Here is a 16,536-nt window from a genome sequence, read left to right as displayed (position 1 = left end):
GCCATCCAGGTCGATTCCCCGGCAGAGATCGCGCCGCACCGTGACCGCAAAGCCAAGCTTTGCCGCATCTACCGCGCTGTAATTGACACAGAAATCCGTCGCCAACCCGACCAGGGTCAGCCCCGTGATGCCGCGTGTGCGCAGGTAGCCTTCAAGCCCGGTCGGGGTCCGGTGGTCGTTCTCGAAGAAGGCCGAATAGCTGTCGATCGCCGGATTGCAGCCCTTGCGAATGATCAGGTCGGCGCGATCCACCGTCAGGTCCGGGTGAAAGGCCGCCCCGTCCGAGCCCTGGATGCAGTGGTCGGGCCAGAGAACCTGCGGGCCGTAGGGCATCTGGGTCAGCGACATGACCTCGGCGCCGGGATGGGAGGAGGCGAAGGAGGAATGCCCCGCCGGGTGCCAGTCCTGGGTCAGGATCACCACGTCGAAATCGGTCATCAACGCGTTGATGCCCGGGACGATCAGGTCGCCTTCTGCGACAGCCAGCGCGCCGCCGGGGCAGAAATCCTTCTGAAGGTCGATGACGAGCAGCGCGTCGGACATGTTGAGGCTCCTTCTGTGGTGCGGCGACCTTCGCCGCTGCGCCCCGGGGCGTCAATCTTTGCCGGCGCCGCCCGGGTCCGGCCCCGGTGCGCCAGCGCAGGGCCTGCCTGCGAATGAAGCGCTGGCCCGGGGACGCGGATGCGCTAGGGTTACGCCCAGGGCCCCAAACCCAGAGCCCCAACCACTGTATCAACCCCCCGGAGCCGACATGACCGACATGACCATCGCCGCCCTCTGCGGATCCCTGCGCCGCGCCTCGATGACCCGCATGCTGCGCGCCACCCTGCCTGAACTCGCCCCCGAGGGCGTGCGCATCCTCGATGTCGAGATCGACGCGGTGCCGATGTTCAACAGCGACATCCGCGAGGACAGCGGCACCCCCGAGGCCGTCACCGCGCTTTGCGAGGCGCTCGCTGCCGCCGATGCCGTCGTCCTGTGCTCGCCCGAATACAACCGCATGGTGCCCGGCGCGCTGAAGAACGCGATGGACTGGGTCTCGACCGAACCCGGTTTCCCGATGTCGGGCAAGCCGGTCGCGGTGATGACCCAGAGCCCCGGACCGCGCGGCGGCAACATGTCGAACTACGCCTGGCGGCAGGTGCTGTCGGTAATCGGCGCCGAACTGGTGCCGGGGCCCGATGTCTCGATCGGGCTGATGGAGGAAAAGGTGGCCGACGGCAAGCTGGTCGACGAGCCCTCGCGCAAGCTGGTGGCGAAACAGCTGGGCCTGCTGGTCGAGCGCGCCCGCCTGCTGAAGGGCTGATTGCCGCAGGTCGCGGGCCTTGCAAGCCCTTGCCTGCAAGGCCCGCCGGGGGTAATCCGCGCCGCATGTACACCGTCTGCGCCCTCTACCACTTCACCCGTTTCGACGACCCCGCTGCCCTGAAGGCGCCGCTGGAGGCGCTTTGCGCTGCGCAGCAGATCTGCGGGTCGCTGCTGCTGGCGCGCGAGGGGATCAACGGCACGATTGCCGGCCCCGCCGCCGGCATCGAGGCGGTGCTGGCGCATCTGCGCGCCCTGCCTGGCTGCGCCGATCTGGAATGGAAGCTGTCGAGCGCCGCCGAACGCCCCTTCGCCCGCATGAAGGTGCGGCTGAAGAAGGAGATCGTCACCATGGGCCAGCCGGATGTCGATCCGCTGGCCCGAGTCGGCCACTATGTCGATCCCGCCGACTGGAACGCGCTGATCCGCTCGGATGACGTGGCGGTGATCGACACCCGTAACGACTACGAGGTCGCCATCGGCACCTTCGAGGGCGCCGTCGATCCGCAGACGGAGAGCTTCCGCGACTTCCCCGCCTGGTGGGAAGCCAACAGGGAGCGCTTCCACAACAAGCGCATCGCGATGTTCTGCACCGGTGGCATCCGCTGCGAAAAGTCAACGAATTACCTTCTGGGTCAAGGGGTTGAGGACGTCTACCACCTGAAGGGCGGGATCCTGAAGTACCTCGAGGAAGTCCCCGCCGAGGACAGCACCTGGCAGGGCGACTGCTTCGTCTTCGACCGCCGCGTCTCGGTCGGGCACGGGCTGAAGGAGGGCCCGCACGAGCTGTGCCATGCCTGCCGCCGCCCGATCCTGCCCGCCGACCGGACCCGCCCGGAGTACGAAGAGGGGGTCTCGTGCCACCTCTGCGTCGCAGAGACCTCGGACGACGACAAGGCCCGCTTCCGCGAACGCCAGAAGCAGATCGCCCTGGCTCGGGCGCGCGGCGAACGCCACCTGGGCGGCTTCGAGGACTGATGGCCCGGGTCATCTTCCTGCATGGCGCCTCGAGCGCCGGGAAGTCGACCCTGGCCCGAGCGCTGCAGGACGCCCTGCCCTCGCCCTGGTGGCATGTCTCCATCGACAAGCTGCGGGATGGCGGGGTGCTGCCCTCGGCCCGTTTCGCCAGCGGAGAGTTTGACTGGAAGGCGCACCGGGCCGCTTTCTTCGACGGCTTCCATCGCTCGCTTGGTGCCTACCTGGCGGCGGGCAACGACCTGATCCTGGAACATATCCTCGACACCCCGGCGTGGCATGAGGACCTGGCGCGGATCTTCCACCGACACGAGGTGCTTTTCGTCGCGCTGCATTGCCCGCTGGAGGTGCTCGAGGCCCGCGAGGCCGCCCGCGGGGACCGCCGCAGGGGCAGCGCCGCGCAGGATTTCCACAGCATTCACAAAGGGATGATCTATGATCTCGAACTGCAAAGCCTGGACGGAACAGAGCTGAACCTGAGCCGAATCCAAGAGGCGCTGAAGGCCCCGAGGCGCTCGATCTTCGCCGGGCCCTGAGCAAGGTCCGACCGCGGAGCCCGCCTTGCGGCGGCACGAAGACGGGGCGGGGGGGCTCTGCCCCCCTCTTGAGCCTGCGGCTCAATTCCCCCCCGGCTGGCACCCGGCACCAGAGGCGTCCTCATGAAGGGCAGGGTTATGGCCCCCGGAGACAATCGCGCCCCGACAGAGCCAGGTTTAGACGGCTTCATTCATTCGACGGCCAAATGTGCTTCCGCCAGAGGTATGCCGCCCTGCCCTGGGCAAGACGCAGGACTTCCCGCTACGCAGACGTGCAACGCCAAAGCTCCGCCCTCAGTCAGAAGTAGCTTCGAACCAGGCTGCCCGCGAGCAGGCTCCAACCATCGGCCACGACGAAGAAGGAGAGCTTGAACGGCAGAGAGACGATGGCCGGCGGAACCATCATCATGCCCATCGACATGAGGATCGCCGCAACCACGAGGTCGATGATCAGGAAGGGCAAGAATATCAGGAAGCCGATCTGGAAGGCGCGCGAGATTTCCGACAGCATGAAGCTGGGGATCAACACGGACAGCGGCGCGTCCGGGCCGGTCTCGATCGTCGCAGCGTCCGGGCGCAGGGCTGCCATGGCCTCGAATGTAGCGGGGTCCATCCGGTTGGCCATGAAACCGCGGAACGGCGCAATCGCGCGCGGCAGGGCTTCGTCCACCGGCAGAACCTCTTCGATCAGGGGCGAAATGCCCTGGTCCCAGGCTTCGCGCACCACCGGATCCATGATGTACCAGGTCAGGAAGAGTGCCAGGCTGACAATCAGCATGTTCGGCGGCGCCTGCTGCAATCCCAGGGCCTGGCGCAGGATCGACAACACGGTGACCAGGAAGGGAAAGCAGGTGAGTGTGATCAGGATGCCCGGTGCCAGGCTGAGCAGCGTGATCAGCAGGATCAGCTGTATCCCCCGGGCTGAAAGCGACTCTCCCTCGCCTAGGTTCAGCGAGAGTTCCTGCGCCGCGAGCGGCAGCGGCGAAAGCAGCAGGCCCAGGGTGACAAGTGCTGCAATGGCCAGGAGATTTCTTCTCCGCCCGATCATTGTTCAGCCCCTTCGCGCCATGATCAAAGCTCGCCCGAGAGGTCGGTGACCTCGGTCAGGCGAACCGCAAGCTGGCCGGCGTTGTCGCCCTCCATCTCCTCCAGCTCGCCCCGGGCGATCAGCCGGTCGCCAACGTAGAGCTCCACCGGGTCCTCGACCCGGCGATCCAGTGGCAGCACCGAGTCCCTTGTCAGTTTCAGCAGGTCGCGGATCAGCGGCCGCGCCTTGCCGACCGAGATCGTGATCTCGATCGGGACCACGGTGAAGGGGTTGGCCTTGCCGGTGGCCTCGGGGGGGGCGTCATCCATGGTCCTGTTTCCTTTCCTGTTCCGCGAAGAAGCCGGCCAGGGCTTTGCGGATGCCATCGCTGACCTCACCCAGGTCGATCTGGGTCTCTTCCTCGCCAAAGCGCAGGTAGACCTGACCGTCGGGCAGCGTGTCATCGCCGAGAATCTTCACCGGGAAGCCGAAGTCCTGCTCTGCAAGGGTTTCGAGCACCGGCAGGTTGTCGGGCGCGACGAGGATCTCCACTGCCACCGAGGCTTTGTCCCGCGCCAGGGCCTGCAGCTGGTCGATGATCCGAAGCGCCAGGCTCTCGCCCATGCTCTCGGGAAGAAGCTTGCCGACGATATCCTCCAGCAGGGGCTTCACCGCGCCCAGCACGTGGCCGTGCGCCTCGTGATAGGTGAAGGAGAGGTCCTGCAGGTTGCGCGCCAGGTCGGCGGCGATATGCCCCTGTTCGTCCCGCGCCGCGCGGGCGGCATCATCCCAGCCCGCCTTGTATCCGTTCTCGAAGGCCTCGAGGCGGATCGTCTCGAGTTCCTCTTCGGACAGGCCGGGCGACTGGACCACGCGGGGCGCGCCGAAATCCTCGAGAATGTGAGTGATCGCCTTCATGCGGTCTCCTCACCCTCTTCGAGCCAGCTGCGCAAAATCTCCATCGTTTCGTCCTTGCGGTCCTCTATCAGCGCCTGCAACTTGCGCACGGGATCGTCGCCCGAGCCGCCTTCTCCGTCGAAGTCCGCCATCATCGGGAAGCCATCGTCATCGCCACCGAAACCGCCCAGGGCCGGCAGGTCGGGCAGCGCGTAGTCGTCCTCGATCTCGCCATCCAGGGCCTCTTCGCCGCCATTGGCCAACAGGGGCACCTCCTGTGCCTGGCGGGTCAGGACGGGCCGCACCACGAAAAGCCCGAGGATCAGGGCCACCACCGCCAGCACCGCCATCTGGATCAGCGACATGACGTCGATGTGGATCCTGTCGAGCAGCCCCGGAGCCGCCAGGGTGCCCAACTCCGTCACAGGTTCGAACTGCATCGACTTGATCGTGATGACATCGCCGCGCGCCTCATCGAAGGCCACCGCCGATGCAACAAGTTCACGAAGGTTTTCAAGCTCTTCCGGGGAGCGGTCGGCGAAGGTCTCGGCGCCATTGGCATCCGTCGAGAGGGTGCCGTTGACCAGCACCGCCACCGTCAGGCGGCTGATCGCGCCAGCCGCGCGCAGCACCTCGCGATTGACCTCCGAGACTTCGTAGTTGACCCGCTCGCGCGTGCCGGTCTGCTGCGACGAGGAGTTGCCGCCGCCGCCCGCCCCGCCATCCGGCAGGTTGGAGGCAACGGTAACGTCTCCCCCGGCAGCATTCTGCGAGCTTTCGCTGTTCTCTTCACTGTCGGTGGAGATGGCGACCCGCCCTTGCGGATCAAAGCGCCGCTCGCGAATCGATTCGCTCTCGTTATTGGTCTCGACCGCCACCTCGACCACGGCATTTCCGAAGCCCACGCGCGCCTCCAGCAGTCGCTGCACCTTTTCCTTCAGTTCTTCCGCGCGATCCTGGCCGGAGGGCGCACCGGTGCTTTCGTCTGCCAGACCGATCAGCTCGCCCGAATCGTCGATGACTGCCACGTCATCAGGGTTGAGGCCCGCGACGGCAGAGGCGACGAGATATCGCAAGGCCTTGGCCTGGCTGGCAGAAATCTCTCCGGACGAGGTCAGGGCAACGGAGGCCGTCGGACGCAGGTCCCTCTGGAAGGGAGACGCGCCCTGGTGCGCGATGTGCACCCGCGCGGCCGCGATCTGCGGAGAGGCGGCAATGGTGCGCGCCAGTTCGCCTTCCTTCGCCCGCCAATAGGCCGCGTCGAACATCTGGCTGGTGGTGCCGAAACCAGACAGGTTGTCCAGCAATTCATAACCCTGAGAAGAGTTTCGCGGCAGCCCCTCGGAGGCGAGGGTCATTCGCAGTTCGTCCCGCCGGGCCCCCTCGACGTAGATCGATCCGCCCTGCACCTCGTAGACCACGCCACGCTGGTCGAGCGCCCGCACGATTTCGCCGGCCTGGCCGCTCTCAAGGCCGGAATAGAGCAGCGACAGCGAGGGCTGCGAGGCCATCCGCGCCAGTCCGAGTATCGCCGCGAACATGGCAAGGGAGGCAAGAATCGCGATGATCCGCCGCCTTGGTTCCAGATTGGTCCACAGGGTCAAAAGCTGTTGCAAACCGCGTCTCCCGTCCGTCCGGCGTTCTGCCGGTGATGCCCCCTAATTGGCCGAACGGGCTTAATAATCGGTTAGTGCCTGCACGCTTATAACGCCCTGAACGAGACTTTCTGGCGGAGTGTCCAAACGGATGGCCGAAGCTGCGACCGACATAGAGGAAGTACCGAAGAAGCCTTCGAAGTTGCCCCTCATCCTCGCCTTGATCGTGGCGCTGGCAGGGGGCGGCGGCGTTTTCTTCGCCATCTACTCCGGCATGATTCTCGGCGGCGATGGCGCCGGTGCGGCAACACATGCGGAAGAGGTGCAAGATCCGTTCGTCGCGCCTGACGTGGTCTATGTGCCTGTCGATCCGATGGTGATTTCGCTCGGCAAGGCCTCCGAGGGGCGGCATCTGCGCTTCACCGCCAACATCGAGGTCCCCTCGAACCAGGAGGCCAATGTGACAAAGGTCGTGCCGCGAATCGTCGACGTGCTGAATGGTTACCTGCGTGCCCTGCGGATGGAGGATCTGGAAGACCCCGCTGCCCTCGTGCGCATCCGTTCCCAGATGCTGCGCCGGATCCAGGTCGTGACCGGGCCGGACGCCGTAAGCGACCTGCTGATCGTGGAATTCGTGTTGAACTGAGGGGGAACCAGAATGGAACTCATTGCCGACATCCTGCTGGTGGCCGGGTCGCTAGGCGCCGGCTTCTACTGCTATATCCTGGCCCGCCGCCTGTCGCGCTTCAACGACCTCGAAAATGGCATGGGGGGCGCAGTCGCCGTGCTCTCTGCCCAGGTCGACGACCTGTCGAAGACGCTTCAGCAGGCGCAGGGCACGGCTGGCAGCTCTGCCAAGTCCCTCGAACAATTGACCGATCGCGCCGAGCAGGTGGCAAAGCGGCTGGAGCTTCTGGTGGTCTCGATGCACGACCTGGATGTCGCGGCGCAAAAAGCCCCGACCGAGGTTGATGCCCCCGCCGTATTCGCCCGTCATAGCGGTAGCCACTGAGGGGTAAACATGGCGAAATCCTCGCAGAAGACCCAACCGTCGCGGCGCGGCGCAACCGGTAAGGGCGCCAATGTTCCGGCTCAAAGGAAAAGGCGGCGTGGGCGGCCGCGCCGTGGCACGCTCGCCCTGATTGCCGGGCTGCTGACGGCCTCGGCCTTGCTGCGGGTGGCCCTGCATTCGGACGAGGTCTTTGCCCTGGAGGGCGGCGCGGCTCTCGGACTGCAGGATCCTGGCGGCGCGGCACATGGAGCCCCCGTCGCGGAAATGGCCACACTGACCTGCGAGCAGCCTCCTGAGATCGAAGCCATGCTGGCGGCCTTTGACGCGCGCGCGGCCCGTCTCGACCAGCGCGAGGCCCAGCTGCGCGACCGGATGAACGCCCTGGCCATCGCCGATGAGGAGATCGACAAGAAGCTGGCGCAGCTGGAGACCGCGGAAGCAGCTCTGAAGGCCACCCTGGCCCTGGCCGACAGCGCTGCCGAGAACGACATCACCCGCCTCACGGCGGTCTACGAAAGCATGAAGCCCAAGGATGCGGCGATGCTCTTCGAACAGATGGACCCGGAATTCTCGGCCGGTTTCCTTGGCCGAATGCGCCCCGAGGCCGCTGCCCAGGTCATGGCCGGACTGTCGTCCGAGCGGGCCTATGCGATCAGTGTCATCCTCGCCGGGCGAAATTCATCTGTTCCAAAGGAATGAGCCCTAGCGTGAAGGACGGAGAGTTGGATTCGGGGCAGCCCAGATGATCGGTTTCGTAGGTATCGGCGTCATTTTCGTGATGGTTTTCGGCGGCTACATCCTGGCCGGCGGCAAGCTGGGCATCATCCTCAAATCGCTGCCCTTCGAGATGATGATGATCGGCGGCGCGGCCATCGGCGCCTTCCTGATCTCGAACGACATGTCGGCGGTGAAACACACGGCCAAGGACATCGGCAAGGTGTTCAAGGGCCCCAAATGGAAGCACGACGACTATCGCGACCTGCTCTGCCTGCTGTTCGAACTGATCCGCCTGGCGCGACAGAATCCCGTGGCGATCGAGGAACATATTGAAGATCCAGAGAACTCCTCGATCTTCTCCAAGTATCCAAAGATCGTTTCGGACAAGGAAGCAATTGCCCTTATCTGCGACACGATGCGCTCTGCCTCGATGAACTACGACGATCCGCACCAGGTCGAGGAGGTGCTGGACAAACGGATGGAGGCGAACCTGAATCATGCTCAGCATTCCAGCCACGCGTTGCAGACCATGGCGGATGGCCTTCCCGCCCTGGGAATCGTCGCTGCAGTGCTCGGGGTGATCAAGACCATGGCCTCGATCGATCAGCCGCCTGAAGTTCTGGGCAAGATGATCGGCGGCGCCTTGGTCGGTACGTTTCTCGGGGTCTTCCTCGCCTACGGCCTCGTCGGACCCTTCGCCGCCAAGCTGAAGACCGTTCTCGACGAAGACGGCCATTTCTACCAGCTGATCCGCGAAGTGCTGGTGGCAAACCTTCACAACCATGCAACCAACATCTGCATCGAAGTCGGTCGGCAGAACACCCCTTCGCACTGCCGGCCCAGCTTTTCAGAGCTGGAAGAGGCGCTCAAGGAAGTGAAGAGCAGCGGAGCGGCCTGATGAAGTTTCTCTTCACCGCTCTTTTCTTGCTAGTTGCAGCGCCTCTGTCAGCACAACCGGCCTTGCTGAGGTCCGGTGACCATGCCGAATTCACCCGTCTGACCCTGCCGTTGCCTGAGGGCTCGGGATTCACCCTGACAGCGACGAATGGGCGGGCGGACATTGGCTTTACCGAACCTCTACCGACTATCGATCCGAGGCAGGTCTTCGACCGGATCGGGCGCACCCGTCTGGCGGATGTCGTTGTCGGCGAAGGGCCTGTCCTCGAACTTTCGCTTGCCTGCGATTGCCCGATCAACGCCTCGCTGACGGCAAACAACCTGCTGATCGTCGATATCCTGGATGGCCCTCCGCTGACACCGCCTACGCCCCCTTCTCAGACCTCTCTGCCAAACGCAGGGGCGCCATCAAACGACCGAGCGATCGAGAATGCCCTGCAGGACCGCCAGTTGACGCTGGGTCTGCCTCCGATCGACGCCATGCGGCCAGACCTTCCCGCGACGGCGTCCGAATTGCAGGTATTCGCTCCACAAGCACCACCCGGCGCAGCCTCTCCGGCAGAAGAACCTCGACCAGCACCTGCAGAGACGCCTCTTGCCGTTTCCAAGGTCCCCCCGCCTTCATCGACCTCCCAGATGACACTGCCGGCGGTCTCGTTGCCTGGAAGCACCCCCCGCCCGCTAGCCGAAAGGCTGGTCTCGCGCCTTCCGGGCATTTCCTCTCTCAGCCCCGAGGAGGCCCAGTTGACCCGTGAGCTTGAGCAAAGCCTGCTGGCTGCCATCGGCAGTGCCGCGACCGAGGGACTGCTGCAGCCTGGCACCGGGGCCAGCGATCTGACAGAGCAACAGCGGCAGCTCAGCACAGTGCATTCCGACGGCAACCATCCGGATCCCGGCCTGGCTGCGACTCCCAGCACCTTCGGCCCGGAGACGGCTGAAGGCGCCGGGCGGATCATCCTGTCCGGCAATCCATGCGCGCTCTTCATGCCTCCCCTTGTCGCGTCTGACGACATGGATTTCACCCGCGATCTGAAGGCCAGACGAAGCCAACTCACGGGGGAGTTGGATCGCGACAACGTCGAGGCTTATCATGAGCTTGCGCATTTCTATCTGCTGCACGGCTTCGGCCCCGAGGCAGCCAGTGTGCTGGCCTCGGTGCAACAACCGCCGCGCGAGGCGGCCGAGATGGCTTCGATCGCGCGCATCCTCGAGTACGGCCATGATCCCAAAGAGAACCCCTTCACGGGGCGCATGACCTGCGACACCGACGCAGCACTCTGGGCCGCGCTGGCGCCGGTCCGAATCCCCCCGGGCAGCGACTTTGATAGCGATGCGATCAAGCGCAGCCTCATGGCCATGCCCGACGGGCTGAAAGGATTGGTTGGCCCGCTGCTTGCAGAGCGCTTCCTCGACGCCGGGGAAACGGATTTCACACGCGATCTGCTGCGTATCGTCGAACGAAACCTTCCCGAAATCACCGGTCGGCAAGCGCTGGCCGAGGCGAAGTTGGCCACGCAACACGGACCACCGGATGCGGCCGCCTTCCGCGATCTGATCGCACAGAACAGCGATGTCTCCCCGGAGGCTCTGCTGCATTTCACCAACAGCGCGCTCGAACATGAACAGGTCGTGGATGCCGAGACGATCGGACTGCTCGAGAGCTATCGCACCCAATATCGCGACTCCCCGCTGGCCGCCGAACTGACCCGGGCCGAGATCCTTGCGCTCGGTGCGTCCGGGAACTTTCCGTCAGCCTTTGAACTCTATGATCTTCAAAGGGAAAAGTTGATGCCCGAAGTGCAGGCCGAAATCATCGACTCCCTGTCGCGCGGCCTGGCAGATCGTGGTTCGGACGCGGTCTTCACGCGGCTGTACTTCACCCACTCCTCTGAGGTGGCCCAAGTGGCGACCGTCGATACGGTGGACCGGGTGGCCGATCGCCTGATCCGCCTGGGTCTTCCAGAGGTCGCAGACCGGCTCCTCGCCGATGAGGATCCAAGCCGGAGCCGCCGATTGCTGCGGGCCCGGGCCGCGCTGGCCTTGAACCTGCCCAGGCGGGCCGAGGCTGAGTTGGCAAACCTCGATGGGGCCGATGTCAGTGCCCTGCGCGCAATGGCCCATCTCGCCAATGCAGATTTCGCCGAGGCCGAGGCCCTGTTTACCGTCGCTGGCAAGCCGAAAGAGGCCGCGAATGCAGCCTGGCTGGCGCGGAATTGGCAGAGCCTTCGAGAGGACGAAGAGGAGACGCGCGCGCGACTTGCCGGTGTCATGACATCCCAGCAGAGCAGCCCGATCGAGCTGCCCCAGTCCGGCCCGCCAACACTTGCCGCCAGTCGCGAGGCCCTCAACCAGAGTGGAGAGACACGCGCGGCCCTGCAAGCCCTCCTCTCGAGCCTGGAAGTGGCGGCTGAAGAGTAAGCTCTTTGCGAAGCTTCAACCATTTGACGCTTAGACTCGACTGACTCCGCGCTCTAGGCGCCTTCCAGTACAGGGTCCAGAATGGACGACACCCAGGCACAACCGCTCTTCCAGCCGACGATTCTGCTGGCGCTGGCCCTCATGGCGATCATCGTCATGATGATCCTGCCCGTTCCCGCATTCATCCTGGATGTCGGTCTGGCCGCCAGCTTCGCCCTGGCAATCCTGATTTTCACCGTGACGCTCTTCGTCGAGAAACCCCTTGATTTCTCGGCCTTTCCCACCGTCCTCCTGGCCTCGCTCATGTTGCGGCTCTCGTTGAACATCTCATCGACGAAGCTGATCATCGGCGAAGGGCATACCGGCACCAACGCCGCCGGGGATGTCATTCAGGGTTTCGCCGAGTTCGTCATGTCCGGCTCGGTCTTCCTGGGGCTCGTCGTCTTCGGGGTGCTGCTGATCGTCAATTTCATGGTAATCACCAAGGGCGCAGCGCGCATGGCGGAAGTCGGTGCCCGCTTCGCCCTGGACGGCATGCCGGGCAAGCAATTGGCCATCGACAGTGACATGTCGGCGGGCGCCATCGACCACATGCAAGCGAAGGAACGTCGCGAACGGGAGCAGCAGGAAACAACCTTCTTCGGCTCTCTCGACGGGGCCTCGAAGTTCGTAAAGGGTGATGCCGTGGCCGGTCTGCTGATCACCCTGCTGAACCTCGTGGTCGGCCTGCTGATGGGAGTGATCGTTCACGGCATGCCTCTTGGGGATGCCTTTGAAACCTATGCGATTCTAACCGTTGGAGACGGGTTGGTAACGCAAATTCCCGCGGTCATCATCTCGATCGCCTCAGCGCTGTTGCTGGCCCGTGGCGGCGCAATCGGGTCCACAGATCTGGCGCTCGTGGGTCAGCTGGGCCGGCATCCCGCCGCCCTGGCCACCGTGGCAATCCTGATGCTGCTTTTCGGCTTTGTCCCGGGGATGCCCTTCATCCCCTTCGTGCTGGGCGGCCTGGTCCTGGGCGCGGCAGCCCTGACCGTGCGTCGGCGTCAGCAGGTGCGCAGCAGCGCGACCGAGGCCAGCAAGGACAAGGTGGCACCGCAGCAACAGAAATCCCTCGGGGACACCCTCGACCTTGACGACATTCACGTCGAATTTGCGCCCGACCTGGTGCAGATGGTCCTGGACCCCGGGACCGGCTTGGATGCGCGCATCGAGAACATGCGCCTGCATGTCGCTGAAACCTATGGCCTTATCATGCCCGAAATCCGACTGACCGACGACCCGTCACTGCCCTCCGGCAGCTACGTGATCCGTATCCAGGGGGTCGAGCAGGCCCGCGCCCTGTTGCGCCCGAATCGCGTTCTTGCCCTGGCCCAGGGAGAGGGAACACCACAGGGCGAGGACGTCCAAGAACCGGTCTACGGCGCCCCCGCGCGCTGGATAGACGAGGCAGTGCAGGACCGCGCCGCGCTCTCTGGCCTGACCCTCGTCACCCCGACCGAGGTGCTGGCAACCCATTTGCTGGAAACGATAAAGCGCAATTTCCCTCGCCTGCTGACGCTGAAATCCCTCCGCCGCCTCCTGGAAGAGATGACCAACCTGTCCGACCCCCGCCGGGCCGAGGCCAACCGAAAGCTGCTGGACGAACTGATCCCCGAGAAGGTGCCCCTGGACCTGCTACACCAGGTGCTCCGCCTGCTGGTCGGAGAACAGGTCTCGATCCGCAACCTTCCACTGATCCTGGAAGCCATCGGTGAGGTGCGTGGACAGACCCAGCAGGCCGAAACCCTCTGCGAACATGTCCGCCACCGCCTGGGATTCCAGCTGGTCGCCGAACTCAAGCGCCCGGACGGCACGGTGCCACTGATCCAGCTCGCCCCCGAGTGGGAGGACACCTTCAACACCTATCAGATCGAGCGCGATCGCGGCATTGCCGATGTCGCCCTGCCTCCCGATATCTTCAACCGCCTGGTCACCAATATCTCGGAAGCGATCACCGAGGCCTCCGAGCGCGGCATCTACCCCGCCCTGATCACCTCGACCCAGCGGCGGCGCTTCCTGCGCATGGCCCTGACGGCGAGGGGAATCACCAATCCGGTGCTCTCCTTCGAAGAAATCGGCGTCGATGTCCGCCCCTCACTGATCGCCATGGTGCCCGATGAGTGACCTGCCTGCCGAAGCCCTGGGCCTGCTGCGCGCGGAGGGCTGGCTTGCCCTGCTGATCTTCCTGCGGGTCGGCGCCTTCGCCTCGTTCATGCCGGGCTTCGGAGAGCAATCCGTGCCACTGCGGGTCAGGCTGATCGCCGCACTGTGTCTCTCGGCCGCCGTCACCGCAGCCGCACCAGCGCTCCCCGCCCTGCCGGCCACACCGGAAACCTTCGCCCGCCTCCTGGCAACAGAGACGGTGACGGGCCTTGCCCTGGGGGTCGGACTGCGGCTCTTCGTGCTGGGATTGCAGACCACTGGGTCGATGATCGCCCAGGCGACGTCGCTCAGCCAGATCCTCGGCCCGATGGTGATCGAACCGATGCCGGCCATCGGCAACATCCTGGTGATCGGCGGCCTGGCCCTGGCCATAGTGCTGGGCCTGCATGTCCACGCAGTGCTCTACCTGCTCATCTCCTACGAGGCGATCCCGGCAGGCACCTGGCCCGGCGGCGCCGATCTTGCGGAGTGGGGCCTGCGCCTGACCGCGGCCAGCTTCCGCCTCGCCTATTCGCTCGCGGCGCCCTTCATCATCATCTCGCTGATCTACAATCTGACCCTCGGCGTCATCAATCGCGCGATGCCTCAGCTGATGGTCGCCTTCGTCGGTGCTCCGGTGATCACCTTTGGCGGCATCGCCCTGCTGTTCCTGCTCTCGGTGCCGATCCTGACGGCCTGGGCCGAGGCGGTCTTCAGCTTCCTCACCACCCCGTTCTAGGCAGACCATGGCAGAGACCGAACAGAGCGGCGAAAAGCCCCATGAGCCGACGCAGCGCAAGCTCGAAAAGGCGCGGGAGAAGGGCGAGGTGCCGCGGTCGGCCGACCTGTCGACCGCGGCGGCCTATGGGGGGCTTTGCCTCGCCGGTCTGGCGCTTGGTCCCGGCGCCCTGCTGAGCCTCGGAGGCACATTGCAGGTGCTGCTGGACCAGCCGGCCAGCCTTGCGCCGCTGATCTTCCAGGGCGACCCGCGCGCCACTTTCGGCGGGCTCTTCGCCGCGGTGCTGGCCGCGCTGCTACCCTTCTTCCTGATCCCGGCCGGCGCCACCCTGGGCTCGGTCATCGCACAGCAGGCTTTCGTGGTCTCGGGGCAGAAGCTGCAGCCGAAGCTCGACCGGATCTCGATCCTGAAGAATGCCGGCAACAAGTTCGGTCGCAACGGGCTGTTCGAATTCTTCAAGAGTTTCCTCAAGTTGCTGATCTATTCGACCGTCCTGTTCTTCTTCGTGTCCGCCAGGCTTCCGCAGATGGCCAACACCCTGCTGCTGGATCCCGGGATCGCCGTGGCCACGCTGTTGCGGCTCTGCATCGACTTCCTGGCCATCGTCTTTGTCATCGCTCTCTGCCTCGGCGGTATCGACTTCCTCTGGCAGCGGGCCGAGCACCTTCGGCGCAACCGCATGACCGACAAGGAAATCCGGGACGAGATGAAAGAGAGCGAGGGCGATCCCTACATCAAGCAGCAACGCCGCTTCCGGGCCGAGAGGATCGCCCGGTCGCAGATGATGGCCGAGGTCCCGAAGGCAGACGTGGTGATCGTCAACCCGACCCACTACGCGGTGGCGCTGACCTGGGATCGCAAGCCCGGAACCGCGCCGGTCTGCGTCGCCAAGGGCGTCGATGAAATCGCCGCGCGCATTCGCGAGCTGGCCGCCGAACATGGGATCCCGGTGCACCGTGATCCGCCGACCGCACGCCGGCTTCATGCAGAGACCGAAATCGGAGAACAGATCTCTCAGGCGGATTACCGCGCCGTCGCCGCGGCCATCCGCTTTGCCGACGAAATGCGGCGCAGAGCAAAAGGAAGAATCTGATGAGCACTTCGCCCAAGATCAGGCGCCTGGCCCCGGTGGCCCGTGCCACCGGCATTGCCTTCGAAGCCGAGTTGATGCACCTGCGGCGGATTGCATCGCGCGAACGGCAGCTGCGGCTATCGCTCGAGGCTCTGGAACGGCGCGCAACCGAACGGTTTCTCGACACCGTCGACAGGACCGAGGGCGCAGATCCCGGCTATGTCGACGGCCAGGACCGCGCCTGGCGCGACTGGGTCTCGGTCCGCCGCAGCAACCTCCAGGCCGAGCTGGCGCTGGTACTGGCCGAGAAGGCCGACCGGATGGTCGCCCTGTCGAAAAGCCTCGGGCGCCGGGATGTGGCGGCCCGCATGCATGCGGACAGTCGGGCCGAGGACCGCCGCGCCGCCCTGGCCCGCGACCTCGCCACCCTTCAGGACCTTGCGGTGCTGATGAACGGCGCCCGACGCGAGCAGCTTCACTGAAACGGCCCTGACCCGGGTTGGATGTCAGACCCGCGCACATTGGCGCGGGTCCCTAACCTGCCGCAGCGACAGGGAAAGCCGGGCCTGCCAGGGCAGCCCGGTCCTTCCTTGGACCTACGGATCAGGGTTTCGGGCAGCTGCCAACCTCGCAACGGGATTTCGGGCGTCAGGCGTCCTGCCGCGCGATGTCGGTGATCAGCACATCACTGACCATCGGCCCCAGGACCTTCTTCGCGACGTTGAACAGGCCCGAGCGCAGGACATCGAGGTTGTTGGAGTTGGTGAAGGCCCCCTGGAAACCGCCGACATTGGCGTGGTCGAACATCACCTGCAGGAAGGCGTCACGCAGCTTGGGCTCGCGTGCATAGACCTGTTGCTGCCCGCCGATATCAACCTCGAGACTGATCGACATGACCACCAGCGCTCCGATCTTCTCGTCCGTGACGACGGGAATGATGAACTGGTTGTTCATCTTGACATATTCCCGTTGGACCGGCGCGGCCTCGGGATCTTCGGCATGGCTTTCGGCGCCGCCATGGCCCGCATCCGCCACGGCGCTGCCGTCCCCGCAGGGATCGATCGAGACCATCTCTTGCGGGGCCGGTCGCAGCATCAGCCCGGCGCCGGCGCCGCCGCCGATACCAAGGATCACCAGGAGGAGGGGCAGAAGCTTCTTCATC

The 16,536-nt window shown here is 65.0% G+C and carries 18 protein-coding genes; 12 read left to right on the top strand and 6 right to left on the bottom strand.

Annotation, left to right across the window (positions count from 1 at the left end; genetic code table 11):
- Positions 1–543: bifunctional nicotinamidase/pyrazinamidase (gene pncA / locus OS124_RS0118205; protein WP_010141308.1), on the bottom strand; the 543-nt coding region annotated here is incomplete at its 3' end.
- Between the two features lie 208 nt (positions 544–751).
- Between pncA and OS124_RS0118200 the strand changes: the two genes are divergently transcribed.
- The 3 genes from OS124_RS0118200 to OS124_RS0118190 all read left to right on the top strand — a co-directional run bounded on the left by OS124_RS0118200 (position 752) and on the right by OS124_RS0118190 (position 2,816).
- On the top strand, positions 752–1,306 hold the full coding sequence (locus OS124_RS0118200; RefSeq protein WP_010141307.1) for an NADPH-dependent FMN reductase: 555 nt from the start codon (positions 752–754) through the stop codon (positions 1,304–1,306).
- A gap of 65 nt (positions 1,307–1,371) precedes the next feature.
- Positions 1,372–2,283, top strand: coding sequence for an oxygen-dependent tRNA uridine(34) hydroxylase TrhO (gene trhO, locus OS124_RS0118195; protein WP_010141306.1), 912 nt, complete (start codon positions 1,372–1,374; stop codon positions 2,281–2,283).
- Positions 2,283–2,816 carry a chloramphenicol phosphotransferase CPT family protein gene (locus OS124_RS0118190; protein ID WP_010141305.1) on the top strand — a complete coding sequence of 178 codons (534 nt, stop codon included), beginning with the start codon at positions 2,283–2,285 and terminating at the stop codon, positions 2,814–2,816. Before trhO ends, OS124_RS0118190 begins: the two co-directional genes overlap by 1 nt.
- A 298-nt stretch (positions 2,817–3,114) precedes the next feature.
- Here the strand turns inward: OS124_RS0118190 and fliP are convergent, their stop codons facing one another.
- Genes fliP through fliF form a run of 4 tightly spaced genes read right to left on the bottom strand, consistent with a single transcriptional unit; the run spans position 3,115 to position 6,356 of the window.
- Entirely contained in the window at positions 3,115–3,864 is a 750-nt protein-coding gene (fliP, locus tag OS124_RS0118185; RefSeq protein WP_010141304.1) for a flagellar type III secretion system pore protein FliP, read from the bottom strand.
- Positions 3,865–3,887: 23 nt separating this feature from the next.
- Positions 3,888–4,172 carry a FliM/FliN family flagellar motor switch protein gene (locus OS124_RS0118180; RefSeq protein ID WP_010141303.1) on the bottom strand — a complete coding sequence of 95 codons (285 nt, stop codon included), beginning with the start codon at positions 4,170–4,172 and terminating at the stop codon, positions 3,888–3,890.
- Positions 4,165–4,761: a FliH/SctL family protein gene (locus OS124_RS0118175; RefSeq protein ID WP_010141302.1), complete on the bottom strand. Its 597-nt coding sequence runs from the start codon at positions 4,759–4,761 to the stop codon at positions 4,165–4,167. The genes OS124_RS0118180 and OS124_RS0118175 overlap by 8 nt, the downstream gene beginning before the upstream one ends.
- On the bottom strand, positions 4,758–6,356 hold the full coding sequence (fliF, locus tag OS124_RS0118170; protein ID WP_010141301.1) for a flagellar basal-body MS-ring/collar protein FliF: 1,599 nt from the start codon (positions 6,354–6,356) through the stop codon (positions 4,758–4,760). Before fliF ends, OS124_RS0118175 begins: the two co-directional genes overlap by 4 nt.
- 130 nt (positions 6,357–6,486) lie before the next feature.
- Here fliF and OS124_RS0118165 point away from each other — a divergent pair, with 130 nt between their 5' ends.
- The 9 genes from OS124_RS0118165 (at position 6,487) to OS124_RS0118125 (ending at position 15,856) form a co-directional block, all read left to right on the top strand.
- Positions 6,487–6,981, top strand: coding sequence for a flagellar basal body-associated FliL family protein (locus tag OS124_RS0118165; RefSeq protein ID WP_010141299.1), 495 nt, complete (start codon positions 6,487–6,489; stop codon positions 6,979–6,981).
- Positions 6,982–6,993: 12 nt separating this feature from the next.
- Positions 6,994–7,347 (top strand): hypothetical protein, encoded by a 354-nt coding sequence (locus tag OS124_RS0118160; protein ID WP_010141298.1) that lies wholly within the window; start codon positions 6,994–6,996, stop codon positions 7,345–7,347.
- A 9-nt stretch (positions 7,348–7,356) separates the two neighbouring features.
- Complete coding sequence (locus OS124_RS0118155) at positions 7,357–8,046, top strand: MotE family protein (protein WP_010141297.1); 690 nt, start codon at positions 7,357–7,359, stop codon at positions 8,044–8,046.
- A gap of 43 nt (positions 8,047–8,089) precedes the next feature.
- Positions 8,090–8,962 (top strand): flagellar motor stator protein MotA, encoded by an 873-nt coding sequence (gene motA, locus OS124_RS0118150; RefSeq protein ID WP_010141296.1) that lies wholly within the window; start codon positions 8,090–8,092, stop codon positions 8,960–8,962.
- Positions 8,962–11,379 carry a hypothetical protein gene (locus OS124_RS0118145; RefSeq protein WP_138919584.1) on the top strand — a complete coding sequence of 806 codons (2,418 nt, stop codon included), beginning with the start codon at positions 8,962–8,964 and terminating at the stop codon, positions 11,377–11,379. The genes motA and OS124_RS0118145 overlap by 1 nt, the downstream gene beginning before the upstream one ends.
- Before the next feature lie 81 nt (positions 11,380–11,460).
- A complete protein-coding gene (gene flhA / locus OS124_RS0118140) occupies positions 11,461–13,545 on the top strand; it encodes a flagellar biosynthesis protein FlhA (protein ID WP_010141294.1) in 2,085 nt (694 codons plus the stop codon).
- Positions 13,538–14,302, top strand: coding sequence for a flagellar biosynthetic protein FliR (locus OS124_RS0118135; protein ID WP_010141293.1), 765 nt, complete (start codon positions 13,538–13,540; stop codon positions 14,300–14,302). The genes flhA and OS124_RS0118135 overlap by 8 nt, the downstream gene beginning before the upstream one ends.
- A 7-nt stretch (positions 14,303–14,309) precedes the next feature.
- Complete coding sequence (locus tag OS124_RS0118130) at positions 14,310–15,395, top strand: EscU/YscU/HrcU family type III secretion system export apparatus switch protein (RefSeq protein WP_010141292.1); 1,086 nt, start codon at positions 14,310–14,312, stop codon at positions 15,393–15,395.
- Entirely contained in the window at positions 15,395–15,856 is a 462-nt protein-coding gene (locus OS124_RS0118125) for a hypothetical protein (protein WP_010141291.1), read from the top strand. Before OS124_RS0118130 ends, OS124_RS0118125 begins: the two co-directional genes overlap by 1 nt.
- 166 nt (positions 15,857–16,022) lie before the next feature.
- Here the strand turns inward: OS124_RS0118125 and OS124_RS0118120 are convergent, their stop codons facing one another.
- Positions 16,023–16,535, bottom strand: coding sequence for a flagellar basal body-associated FliL family protein (locus OS124_RS0118120; RefSeq protein ID WP_010141290.1), 513 nt, complete (start codon positions 16,533–16,535; stop codon positions 16,023–16,025).
- Position 16,536: the final 1 nt, after the last annotated feature.

The organism is Oceanicola sp. S124, assembly GCF_000220565.1.
Taxonomy (GTDB): Bacteria; Pseudomonadota; Alphaproteobacteria; order Rhodobacterales; family Rhodobacteraceae; genus Pseudooceanicola.
Note: the sequence above shows the minus strand (reverse complement) of the source record. Positions and strands in the feature narration are given on the sequence as shown.